Raw genomic sequence first — 12,103 nt, 5'->3', positions numbered from 1 at the left:
GCGAGGCGCCGACAGGCGGGGCAGAGCGTTTTGGTTACTTTTGCGCTTTTCAAAAGTGACCCGCTGTAAGAGCGGAACCGCCAGCAGCCGTTACCCAAATAACGGATATACACTCAAAACAACAACCGCGAAAAATCACAACACTGCACCGCCAACTGCGCCACATTCTGGTTCAACCCAAACTGCCGATCCCCGCGATGCAACGCCACATACCCAACCTTGGGCAGCGCCGGTTCCGTCTCCAATGCGCGTAATTCTCCGCGCTCGATCAAATGCGACAAGCACGCCTTGGGCAAGTAACTCACCCCCACCCCCGACAACGCGAGCCCGACCTGCACCAGCAAGTTATGGCTGGTCAGCTTACGCGGCATCTGCACAGCATGCGCCGCCAGCCAGCGCTCATAAAGCAGGCCCGTCCCGGAGTGCGAACCCTGGGTCAGCACCGTATACCCCGCCAACACCTCAAGCCCTACCGGATCAGGCTCACTGACTAACCACGGGGCGCACATCCAGGCGTTTTCCACACTGCCCAACGGCGTACTCAGAAACCGCGAATCACTGTAGGCATCGGGCACGATCACCAGGTCCAGTTCATCACTCTCCAGCTTGCGAAACAGCTCGCTGCTCAACTCCACTGACGGCTCGATCTGCACTTTGGGATACGCCTCACGCAACGCTTCCACCAGCGCAGGCAACCAGGTGAAGGCCGTCAGTTCCGTCACCCCGAGACGAAACCTGCGCACCAGCACTTCACGGGTACTCACCCGCTCCAGCAAGTAGTCGCGACGCTCCAGCAGGTCCTTGGCGTAGTCGAGCAACTCGGCGCCTTTTTCGGTCAGCCGGGCATTGCGTTTGCTGCGGTCGAAAATCTCGACATCGAAGGTTTCTTCCAACTCCTGGATGCGCTTGGAAATCGCCGACTGCGACATGTTCAGCTTGTTCGCCGCTGCCTCGAAACTGCCCAGCTCGGCAATCCAGTACAACGCGTCGATTTGCTTGAACGTGATCATCGGCCACCTCCCATGAGAAAAAGCGATCCTATCAGATAATAAAATATCGCTAAAACTGCTTCTTCATCGCTCCTAAGATCTAGCCACAGACCCATAAGATCAATCGGAGTTACAGCCATGTCCTTGCCCGGTTCCCGCATCCTCCCCAACCCACCGCTGGCTTCTGCCGAAGTGCTTGAAGCCTTCACTCACGTGGTCACCCCGCACATCAGCGACAACCTCGGCCGGCACATCGGCGCCCGTGGGCTGAACCGCTACAACCGTACCGGCAAGCTGGTGGGCACCGCGCTCACGGTGAAAACCCGCCCTGGCGACAACCTGCTGATCTACAAGGCCATGAGCATGCTGGAGCCCGGCCACGTGCTGGTGGTGGACGCCCAGGGCGACACCAACAACGCGGTGATCGGCGAGTTGGTCAAGCTCTACGCCCAGCAACGCGGCTGCGTGGGGTTTGTGATTGACGGGGCGATTCGCGATGTTGCGAGCTTCGAGGACACGCCTTGCTACGCCCGCAGCGTGGTGCATTGCGGGCCTTACAAGACTGGCCCGGGGGAAGTGAATGTGCCGGTGTCCATCGGCGGCATGCTGATCAACCCGGGGGATGTGCTGGTGGGTGACGAAGACGGCCTGGTCGCCTTCTCCCAGGCCGACGCCGCCGAAGTACTGCGCAAGGCCGCACAACACGCGGCCCACGAAGAGGAAGTCAAAGCCGAAATCGCCAGCGGTGCGGTGCGCCAGAGCTGGATCGACAAGGTGCTGCAACAGGCCGGCCTAGCAGGTTGAAGGGGAACATCATGAGCACTGCATTTCTGTCCGATCGGGTGCTGGGCATTGCGCCCTCACCGAGCATCGCCGCCAACGCACTGGTCAGCGAACTGCGCGCCCAGGGTCGGGACATCGTCAACTTCACCGTGGGCGAGCCGGACTTCGATACACCCGCGCATATCCTCGAAGCAGCCAGCGCCGCGATGCACAGTGGCGACACCCACTACACCGCCACCAGCGGCACCCTCGCCCTGCGCCAGGCGATCTGCCTCAAGCTCAAGCGTGATAACCAGTTGGACTACGGGCTGGACGAAGTGATTGCCGGCTGCGGTGGCAAGCACATCATCTATCACGCCCTGGCGGCGACCCTGAATCGCGGCGACGAAGTCATCGTGCACACGCCGTATTGGGTGTCGTACCCGGACATCGCGCGGCTGAATGACGCAACGCCGGTGATCGTTCCCGGCGATGAGTCACTGGGGTTCAAGCTGTCGCCGCAAGCCCTGGAACAGGCGATCACCCCGCGCAGCAAATGGGTGATCCTCAACAGCCCGAACAACCCCAGTGGCGCGGTGTACAACGAGGCCGAGCTGTTGGCCCTGGCCGAGGTGCTGCGGCGTCATCCCCATGTGCTGATCATGGCTGACGAGATCTACGAGCACTTTGTCTACGACGCTGCCCGCCACGTTTCCCTGACCCGACTTGCACCGGATTTGAAGCCGCGCACGCTGATCGTCAACGGCGCCTCCAAGGGCTATGCCATGACCGGCTGGCGCCTGGGTTTCGGTGCAGGCCCGGCGTGGTTGATCGCGGCCATCGCCAAGTTGCTTTCGCAAACCACCACCTGCCCCAGCTCTCTCAGCCAGGCGGCTGCGGTTGCCGCCTTCGCCGGCGACCAGGCGCCCATCGCCGGAATGCGCGAGGTGTACCAGCAACGCCGCGAACGCATGTTGGGCTTGCTCGAAGATATATCCGGCGTGAGCTTCACCCCACCGGAGGGCGCGTTCTACGTGTTCGCCAACGTCGCCGGATTGATCGGCAAGACCACCCCGCACGGCGAGCGGATCGACAGCGACACACAACTGGCCGAGTACCTGCTGCGGGAACACGGCCTGGCCACCGTGAGTGGTGCGGCGTACGGCATGTCGCCGTATATCCGGCTGTCGTTCGCCAGCTCGCTTGAAGTGATTGAAGAAGGTTGCCGTCGCCTGAATGAAGCGTGCCATCGATTGCGCTGACGGATACCCGCCCCACCCGGCGGCCAGGGATGGCCGCTCATTGACTGCCTAGAACAACACTCATAATCATTGATATAAATGAGGCATTCCCATGCACAAGCCCCGCATCGCGCTGGTCTGGCAAATCCTGATCGGCCTGCTCGCCGGCATCGCCATCGGTGCCCTGCTGCACCGTTTTCCCGAGTCCCGGCCGTGGCTGGTGGACAACCTGCTGCAACCGGCGGGCGATATCTTTATCAAGCTGATGAAGATGATCGTGGTACCCATCGTGTTTGCCTGCATGGTGGTGGGCATTGCCGGGCACGGTGACGGTAAATCCCTGGGACGCATCGGGGCCAAGTCCCTGGGCTATTTCTTCTGCATCACCACGTTGGCGATCATCGTCGGGCTGGTGATGGGCAACCTGCTCCAGCCGGGTGCCGGCACCGAACTGGCCAGCCTGAAAGCCAGTGCGGTGACCTTGCCCACCAGCAGCGCCGGCGGCGGCCACAGCCTGGGGCAGATCATTGTCGGGATCATCCCGGACAACGTGATCAACGCCATGGCCCAGGGCAGCTTGCTGTCAGTGCTGTTCTTCGCGGTGATGTTTGGCCTCGGGGTTTCGCGCTTGCCGGCCGAGCGCAAAGACCCGGTGATTGCCCTGCTGCGCGGGGTGTCGGAGGCGATGTTCAAGGTGACGTCGATGATCATGGCCTACTCGCCCATCGGCGTATTCGGGATGATCGCGGTCACCGTGGCCAACTTCGGGTTCAGTTCGCTGCTGCCGTTGGCCAAGTTGATCATGGTCAGCTACGTGTCGATTGCGTTCTTCGTGCTGGTGGTGCTCAACCTGGTGGCGCGGCTTTGCGGGATCAACCTGTTTGCGTTGATGCGGCATATCAAGGACGAACTGATCCTGGCGTTCTCCACTGCCAGCTCGGCGGCGGTGATGCCGCAACTGATGAAGAAGCTCGAAACCTACGGCGTGCCGCCTTCGCTGGTGAGCTTTGTGGTGCCGGTGGGGTACTCGTTCAACCTGGACGGTGCGTCGCTGTTTTTGGGGATCGGCACGCTGTTCGTGGCGCAGTTGTATGGCATCGACCTGAGCCTTGGCGACCAGGCACTGTTGGTGGTGACCATGGTGCTGACGTCCAAGGGCGCGGCCGGCGTGCCGGGGTTCATGTTCGTGATTCTGTCGGCGACCCTGGCGAGTGCGGGCTTGCCGTTGGAGGGCATCGCGTTTATCGCCGGGGTGTATCGCCTGATGGAAATGCCGACCACCGCATTGAATGTGCTGGGCAATGCCCTGGCACCGCTGGTGATTGCCAAGTGGGAGCGCCGGGAGGGCACTGCAGATACCTGTGGCGAGGGAGCTTGCTCCCGCTGGGCTGCGAAGCGGCCCCATAAACTCACCGAGTTTCCCTGAAAAAACGCGGTGAATTTTCAGGGCTGCTGCGCAGCCCAACGGGGGACAAGCCCCCTCGCCACAAGGTGTGGGTTGTCAGCTCTGTCAACTGTGCAGGTCGAGGTCCGACGCGTCATGACGCTCGCGCAGTTGCTCTGAAGGCTCGCCCGACACGCGGTTGACCCGGCGCCCTCGCTGTACCGCAGGCCGCGCTTCGATGGCATCGGCCCAGCGCAGTACGTGTTTGTAATCCTGCACCGAGAGAAATTCTGCGCCCTCGTACAAGCGGCCTTTCACCAGGCCGCCGTACCACGGCCAGATCGCCATGTCGGCGATGGTGTATTCGTCGCCGGCGATGTATTCGTGCTCGGCCAGTTGCTTGTCCAGCACGTCCAGTTGGCGTTTGGTTTCCATGGCGAAACGGTCGATGGCGTATTCGATCTTGGTCGGCGCGTAGGCATAGAAATGCCCGAAACCACCGCCCAGGTACGGCGCGCTGCCCATCTGCCAGAACAACCACGACAGGCACTCGGCACGGGCCGCCGGTTCGGTGGGCAGGAACGCGCCGAACTTCTCGGCCAGGTACTGCAGGATCGCGCCGGACTCGAACACCCGAATCGGCTTGGGCCCGCTGCGGTCCAGCAGCGCGGGAATCTTCGAGTTCGGGTTGACGCCGACGAAACCACTGCCGAACTGGTCGCCGTCACCGATCTTGATCAACCACGCATCGTATTCCGCGCCCTTGTGCCCCAGGGCCAGCAGCTCTTCCAGCAGGATCGTGACTTTCTGGCCATTGGGCGTTGCCAGGGAATACAGCTGCAACGGATGACGACCGACCGGCAATTCCTTGTCGTGGGTCGCACCGGCGATGGGCCGGTTGATGCTGGCGAAGGTGCCGCCGTTTTGGGTCTTCCAGGTCCAGACTTTTGGCGGTACGTAATCAGTCATGCCACTACTCCTTGGATTTAATGTTCACAGTAACTAACCAAATAACTCACTCACTAACTGTAGGAGCGAGCTTGCTCGCGAAAAACTCGAGAGCGCCGTGTTCTTTCAGGGTGCCCGCGTTATCGTTGACGACCTTCGCGAGCAAGCTCGCTCCTACAGGTTTTTTTGGGCCAGTTGGGCAATATTCCAGCCGCCACCCAAGGCCTTGATCAGCCCTACGTTGGCGCTTAACTGTTGAGTCTGTAGATCCAGCACAGTTCGCTGTGCCTGCAACGACGCTACCTGCGCCGTCACCACATCCAGGTACGCGGCGCCACCCTGGCGATAGCGCGCCAGGGACAAGTCCTCGGCGTACTGCGCCGCAGCGGCGGCATCGCGCTGGTCAACCAGGGCAGTGTCGAGCCCGGAGATGATCGACAGGTTGTTCTCCACCTGCTCGAACGCGGTCAACACTACACCACGATACTTGGCTGCGGCTTCATCGGTTGCCGCCTTGGCACTGTCGACTCCGGCCTGGCGCGCGCCACCATCAAAAATCGTCCCCACCAGCGACGGGCCAATGGCCCAGAAAATGTTGGGCGCACTCAACAAATGCGCGAACTCATCACTCTGGAAACCGCCTTGGGCACTCAGCGTGAGGGCCGGGAACCAGGCCGCTTTCGCCACACCTATGCGTGCATTGGCCGAGGCAATCCGACGCTCGGCAGCGGCGATATCCGGCCGGCGCTGCAACAGCGTAGACGGTACGCCGGTGGGCACGCCGGGCAAGGCGATATCCGCGACGCTGGGGGCAATCGCGTAGGTCGATGCGGACTCACCCAACATCGCCGCTATCGAGTGTTCAAGCACTGCACGCTGCACCCGGTTCTGGCTCAGTTGCGACTTGACCGTCGACAGCTGGGTACGCGCCCGCGCCACGTCCAGGCCGGAAACGATACCGCCGCCATGCAAGCCTTCAGTCAGGCTCAGAGCCTTGGCGTAAGCGTCACTGGTTTCCTGTAGCAACTGGTCTTGCCGGTCGATGCCACGCAGGCGGATGTAGCTGTCAGCCAACTGAGCCTGCAAGCTCAAGCGCACCGAAGCCAGGTCCGCCTTGGCGGCCTGGGCGTCGCTGGCGCCGGCGGCAACGGTGTCACGCACGCGGCCCCAGAGGTCGACTTCATAGTCCAGTTCTACACCCACTGTCCCGGAATCGTAAACATTCGGCGGGCTGGCCGAGCGCAGTGGCCGGGTGTCCGACTGGCGAATGCGCTGGGCATTGCCCGACCCGATAAGCTTCGGAAACAGCCCGGATTGCGCCTGGGCCAAAAACGCCTGGGCCTGGGAATAGTGAGCCAATGCCGCGCTCAAGTCCGGGTTGTTTTGCAGCAACTGCTGCTCCATCCCATCCAGTTGCGGGTCTTTGTAGATGTGCCACCAACCGTCGCGACTCGCTTGGTCGTTCGGTGTGCCGACGGTCCACGGTCCTTGGGTATGGAACTGCGCGGCCACGGGTACGTCCGGCACGTCCAGCGGCGGCGCCAGGTGGCAGGCGCCCAGACCCAGGGTCGCGATCAATACCAGGCAAGTACGCTTAGCCATGGGGTTTGGCCTCTGCGGGGTTGGCGGCCAGTTGCACCGAATCGTCGTCGGCCAGGCCGTCGGGCGGGGTGTCGATCACCCGGTCAGTGGCGACGAGGCCACTGCCGATTTCCACGCTGTCACCAAAGTCACGGGCGATGGTCACGGTCTTGAAGTGCACGTGATTGTTCGCATCGAGGGTCGCCACACGCATGCCCTTGTCATCGAACACCAGGGCGCTGGCGGGCAGACGCAGCACGTCAGTCTGCACCGGCAAGGTGAACTGCACGCTGGTGTAGCCGCCCGGCAACAGGCGGCTGCCGGGGTTGTCCACCAGCAGTTGCACCAGGGTGCTGCCGGACGCGGCGTTGACCGCATCAGCGGTGGCAATCACCTTCGCAGTGAAGGCTTCGCCGCGATATTCCGGCACGCTCAGACGCGCCACGGTGCCAACCTTGATCTGCGGCGCCGACGACTGCGGCACCTGCACATACACCCGCAGGCGGCTGACATCGGAGACCGCGAACAGCTCTTTGCCGGTGGCGCCACCGGCACTGATCAACGCACCCACATCGGTGGAACGCGCGGTGACCACGCCGGCGAACGGTGCGGTCAACCGCTGGAAGCCCTTGGTGGCAACCAACTGGTCGACGTTGGCCTTGGCCGCGACCACTTTGGCCTGCTTGGCGGTGAGGTCGCCGGTGCGCTCATCCACGTCCTGGCGCGACACCGAATCCGAGGCCAGCATCGCCTGCCAGCGCTTGGCGGTGGTCTGTGCCAGCGACTCGTCGGCCTGGGCCGAAGCCAGTACAGCCTTGGCTTGCAGCAGTTGTTGATCCAGCTCCGGCGTGTCGATTTCGGCCAGCAGTTGCCCGGCCTTCACGTGGTCGCCGATGTCGACGTTCCAGGTCTTGAGGTAGCCATTGACCCGGGCAAAGATCGACGCCCGCGAATACGCCTCAAGGCGCCCCGGCAAATTCAGGATCGGCCCTTGAGGCTGCACGCTCGGAGTGATCAGGATCACGCTGGGCAAGGCCTGGGCATCGGTCCAGGTTTTCAGGTCGCGGGATTCGCTGGCGCGCACACCAATGCCGAACACCACCACGGCGACCAGTACTACCAGCCCCAGCACCAGCCAGAGCAGACCACGGGAGTTACGGCGGGGTGAACCCGGATTGGAAACGGAAGCAGACATGTCAAACCCCTTGAGTGGCGGTGGTCGCAAGCGTGGCGTGCTGACGCCGCCCGTGCACAAGACTGAAAATCAGCGGAACCAGGAACAACGTGGCAATGGTGGCGAAGGCCAACCCGCCGATGACCGCACGGCCCAGCGGGGCGTTCTGTTCGCCGCCCTCCCCCAGGCTCAGGGCCATCGGCGCCATGCCGATGATCATCGAAATCGCGGTCATCAATACCGGACGCAGACGGGTAAAGCCGGCCTCAAGCGCCGCCTGCACCGCATCCCCGTGCACCGCCAGGCGTTCGCGGCAGAAGCTCACCACGAGGATCGCGTTGGCGGTGGCCACGCCCATGCACATGATCGCCCCGGTCAACGCCGGTACCGACAGCGGCGTGTGGGTGATGAACAGCATCCACACAATCCCCGCGAGCGCCGCCGGCAAGGCGGTGATGATCACGAACGGGTCAGCCCATGACTGGAAGTTGACCACGATCAACAGGTAGATCAGCACCACCGCGCCGAGCAGGCCAAACAGCAAGCCACTGAAGGCCGCGTTCATGGTTTGCACCTGGCCCTGCAACAGCACCTTGGAACCGGTGGGCACTTCACTGGCGTGGGCGGCGAGGATCCTCTGGATATCGGCGGCGACGGCACCGAGGTCGCGACCCTGGATCGCGGTCAAGACCTCGACCACCGGCTGGATATCCGACTGGGTCACCACCGAGTTGCTGTGGCTGCGGTCGATGGAGGCCAGGCCGCCGAGGGTCTGGTCCGACGCCGCACCGGCACTGCCGCTCAACGGCAGGTTATGCAAGGCGGCCAGGGTGTCGAGGCCGTATTGCGGGGTTTGCATCACAATCGGGTAGGACACGCCGTTGGCCGGGTTGAGCCAGAACGTCGGCGCCACCTGGCTGGAACCGGCGAGGTTAACCACCAGGCTGTTGGTCACGTCGCGCTCGTTCAGGCCCACCAGTTGGGCTTGGGTACGGTCCACGTTGATATTGAAGGTCGGCAGTTGCCGCGACTGCTGGATGCGCGCATCCACCACCCCCGGCACCCGCCGGATTTCCCGCAGCAACGTGCTGGCATAGGTGAAGTTGGCTGGCAGGTTATTGCCGCTGACTTGCACATCCACCGGCGCGGAAGACCCGAAGTTGAGGATCTGCCCGACGATGTCAGACGCCGGGAACGAGAACACCGCATTCGGGAATTCACGGGGCAGTCGCTCACGCAGTTCGCGCATGTATTCGGCGGTGGGACGATGGCCCTCTTTCAGGCTGATCTGGATATCGCTGTCCTGGGAGCCCACGGTGCCGGTGTTGTTGTAGGCCACGTTGATCCCGCTGATGGCCAGGCCGATGTTGTCGACGATGGCCGCCAGCTCCTGCGGGTCGATGACTTTGTGGATGGTGTTTTCGATCTGCGAGACCAGCCGCGCATTGCTCTCGACCCGTGTACCGATCGGGGCACGCACATGCAGCAGGATCTGCCCGGAGTCGACCTCAGGGAAGAAGTTGCGGCCGAGAAATGGCACCAGCGCAAACGACACGGCAACAAACGCCAGCAGCGCGATCACCACGATACGGCGGTGATGCAAGGCACTCTCCAGTGCCCCGTGGTAAATCCCGCGAAACGCTTCGAACTGCCGCTCGAACCCGCGTTGGAATTTCACCAGCGGGTTGCTCGACGGCGCGACTACCGGCGTGCCGTCCGCATGATGTTCGTGAGGCTTGAGCAGGTAATTGGCCAGGGTCGGCACCAGGGTTCGCGAGAGGATGAACGAGGCGATCATCGCGAAGATCACCGCTTCCGCCATCGGCACAAACAGGAAGCGCGCCACGCCTTCCAGGAAAAACATCGGCACGAACACGATGCAGATACACAGCAGCGACACGAACGCCGGCGTGACGATCTGCGCCGCACCGTCGAGGATCGCCGTCTCCACCGGTTTGCCCTGCTCCAGGTGCCAGTTGATGTTCTCGATGGTGACCGTGGCGTCGTCCACCAGAATCCCCACGGCCAATGCCAGGCCGCCGAGGGTCATGATGTTGAGGGTTTCACCGAGCGCCGACAGCGTGGCAATCGACGACAGGATGGCCAGCGGAATCGAGGTGGCAATGATCACCGTGGAGCGCCAACTGCCGAGGAACAACAGGATCATCAGGCTGGTCAGCGCCGCTGCAATCACCCCTTCACGGGCCACACCGCTGATGGCCGAACGCACGAACAGCGACTGGTCGCCGATCAAGTCGATGTTCAGATTGGGCGGCAGCGCGCCTTTGTTGTCGGCCAGTTTGTCCTTGATGCCGGCGATCACCCCGAGGGTCGAGGCCGAACCGGTCTTGAGCACCGGCAGCAACACGGAACGGTTGCCGTTGACGTGCACGATGTTGGTCTGCGGCGGGTTGCCGTCGCGGACGGTGGCCACGTCACGAATCAAAACGGTGGTGCCGTCGGCGGTCTTGATCGGCAGGTTTTCCAGGTCGTGGAAATCCGTCGGCGAGTTGTTCAGTTGCAGGTTGAACTCATAGCTGCCGATCTTTTGCGTGCCTATTGGGGTGATCAGGTTCTGCGTGGCCAGGGCGGTGGCCACGTCTTGCGCCGACAGCCCACGTGCCTGCATCCGCGCCGAGTCGAGGTCGATCTGCACCTGGCGGGTCTTGCCGCCAAATGGGTATGGGAGTGCCGCACCGGGCACCGTGGTCAGCATCAGGCGCACGGTGTTGAGGCCCAGGTCACCGAGCTTCTGTTCGCTGAGGCCTTTGCCGGACAACGCCAATTGCACGATCGGCACGGTCGAGGCGCTGTAGTTGAGAATCAGCGGCGGCGTGGTGCCCGGTGGCAATTGACGCAGGATGGCCTGGGACACCGAAGTCATTTGCGCGTTGGCGGTACTGATATTGACGCCTGGCTGGAAGTACACCTTGACGATGCCGAAGCCGTTCAACGACTCCGCCTCGATATGGCGAATGTCGTTGACCGTGGTGGTCAGCACCCGCTCGAACGGCGAGGTGATCCGGCCGGCCATCTGATCCGGAGGCAAGCCGGTGTACTGCCAGATCACGGCAATCACGGGGATGCGAATTTCGGGGAAGATGTCGGTCGGGGTACGCCAGGCCGCGAGCGGGCCCACAATCAGAATGAAAATAGCCAATACCAGGAAGGTATAGGGGCGCCGCAATGCGATGCGCACAAGGCTGAGCATAGGTGTGATCCAGACAGGAAGTTGAACACTGAAGGAGGCACTGGACAGTGCTTTCCTCCTGCCTCGCCCGTCTGTGTTCCGGGCCAACTGCGCTGACATCCGGTCAAAATAGAGGCATATGCCACGATATAGCTTTTAGAGGTATACGCAACTAATTTGTTGCTACATGTGTCAATATTCATCTTGCCGGATTAACGTTCGGTTAACCCTTGATCTGTAGCGAGTGATCAGCCTGTGAAATGCGCACCGCCCGTCCTGAATAGTCCCAGTACCTGCTCTAACGGCGCCGTGCGTCGTGCGTCCCGGCGGATGGCGCAAATCTATGACGAGGCGTTTTTGCCGTTTGGGCTGAAGGCTACTCAGTATTCGTTGATGAACCATATCGCCAATGGGGACGCGCCGAAGATGCGTGATTTGGCGCAATCGTTGGTGATGGATTTGTCGGCCCTGGGGCATACCCTCAAGCCGCTGGTGCGGGATGGGTTGGTGGTGTTGCAGGTGGATGAGTTGGACCGCCGCAGCCGACGGGTGCTGTTGACCGATGCGGGGCAGCGTAAGTACGAGGAGGCGCGGGTGGTGTCCAGGCAGATGGCGGTGCGGTTTGATGCGGCTTTTGGTGCTGAGGCGGCTTGCGAGTTGCGTAAGGCCATGGACTTTATTGCGTCTGATGAGTTTGCTCGGGCGTTGTTGGGTTAGGGGGCATATCCGTTATTGGGGTGATGGCTTCGATTGGTTCCGCTCTTACAGCGGCTCACTTTTGAACAGCGCAAAAGTAAGCAAAACGCTCTTGCCCCACCACTCGGCACCTCGCCT

9 protein-coding genes are annotated in these 12,103 nt (G+C 62.2%); 4 read left to right on the top strand and 5 right to left on the bottom strand.

What is annotated here, in order from left to right:
• Positions 1 to 113: 113 nt before the first annotated feature.
• A complete protein-coding gene (locus tag SNL23_RS03910) occupies positions 114 to 1,010 on the bottom strand; it encodes a LysR family transcriptional regulator (protein ID WP_318301661.1) in 897 nt (298 codons plus the stop codon).
• A 117-nt stretch (positions 1,011 to 1,127) separates the two neighbouring features.
• Here SNL23_RS03910 and SNL23_RS03905 point away from each other — a divergent pair, with 117 nt between their 5' ends.
• The 3 genes from SNL23_RS03905 to SNL23_RS03895 all read left to right on the top strand — a co-directional run bounded on the left by SNL23_RS03905 (position 1,128) and on the right by SNL23_RS03895 (position 4,418).
• A complete protein-coding gene (locus SNL23_RS03905) occupies positions 1,128 to 1,793 on the top strand; it encodes an RraA family protein (protein WP_076014563.1) in 666 nt (221 codons plus the stop codon).
• Between the two features lie 11 nt (positions 1,794 to 1,804).
• Positions 1,805 to 3,013 carry a pyridoxal phosphate-dependent aminotransferase gene (locus tag SNL23_RS03900; RefSeq protein ID WP_318301660.1) on the top strand — a complete coding sequence of 403 codons (1,209 nt, stop codon included), beginning with the start codon at positions 1,805 to 1,807 and terminating at the stop codon, positions 3,011 to 3,013.
• Between the two features lie 91 nt (positions 3,014 to 3,104).
• Positions 3,105 to 4,418, top strand: coding sequence for a cation:dicarboxylate symporter family transporter (locus tag SNL23_RS03895; RefSeq protein WP_318301659.1), 1,314 nt, complete (start codon positions 3,105 to 3,107; stop codon positions 4,416 to 4,418).
• An 84-nt stretch (positions 4,419 to 4,502) separates the two neighbouring features.
• On the opposite strand, the gene yghU is transcribed toward SNL23_RS03895, so the two are convergent.
• The 4 genes from yghU to SNL23_RS03875 all read right to left on the bottom strand — a co-directional run bounded on the left by yghU (position 4,503) and on the right by SNL23_RS03875 (position 11,290).
• The gene (gene yghU, locus SNL23_RS03890; RefSeq protein WP_318301658.1) at positions 4,503 to 5,345 is read right to left on the bottom strand and encodes a glutathione-dependent disulfide-bond oxidoreductase; all 843 of its coding nucleotides are present in this window, start codon (positions 5,343 to 5,345) and stop codon (positions 4,503 to 4,505) included.
• Between the two features lie 153 nt (positions 5,346 to 5,498).
• Complete coding sequence (locus SNL23_RS03885; RefSeq protein ID WP_318301657.1) at positions 5,499 to 6,926, bottom strand: efflux transporter outer membrane subunit; 1,428 nt, start codon at positions 6,924 to 6,926, stop codon at positions 5,499 to 5,501.
• Positions 6,919 to 8,100, bottom strand: a complete 1,182-nt coding sequence (locus SNL23_RS03880) for an efflux RND transporter periplasmic adaptor subunit (protein WP_167662490.1) — start codon at positions 8,098 to 8,100, stop codon at positions 6,919 to 6,921. The genes SNL23_RS03885 and SNL23_RS03880 overlap by 8 nt, the downstream gene beginning before the upstream one ends.
• A gap of 1 nt (position 8,101) precedes the next feature.
• Positions 8,102 to 11,290, bottom strand: a complete 3,189-nt coding sequence (locus SNL23_RS03875; protein ID WP_318301656.1) for an efflux RND transporter permease subunit — start codon at positions 11,288 to 11,290, stop codon at positions 8,102 to 8,104.
• 309 nt (positions 11,291 to 11,599) lie between these two features.
• Between SNL23_RS03875 and SNL23_RS03870 the strand changes: the two genes are divergently transcribed.
• Positions 11,600 to 11,986, top strand: coding sequence for a MarR family winged helix-turn-helix transcriptional regulator (locus SNL23_RS03870; RefSeq protein ID WP_083676658.1), 387 nt, complete (start codon positions 11,600 to 11,602; stop codon positions 11,984 to 11,986).
• Positions 11,987 to 12,103 lie beyond the last annotated feature (117 nt).

Origin of the sequence: Pseudomonas sp. SED1 (genome assembly GCF_034044025.1) — a bacterium.
In the GTDB taxonomy this organism is placed as follows: Bacteria; Pseudomonadota; Gammaproteobacteria; order Pseudomonadales; family Pseudomonadaceae; genus Aquipseudomonas.
The sequence above is the reverse complement of the archived record's forward strand: the minus strand, read 5'-3'. Positions and strand labels throughout refer to the sequence as shown.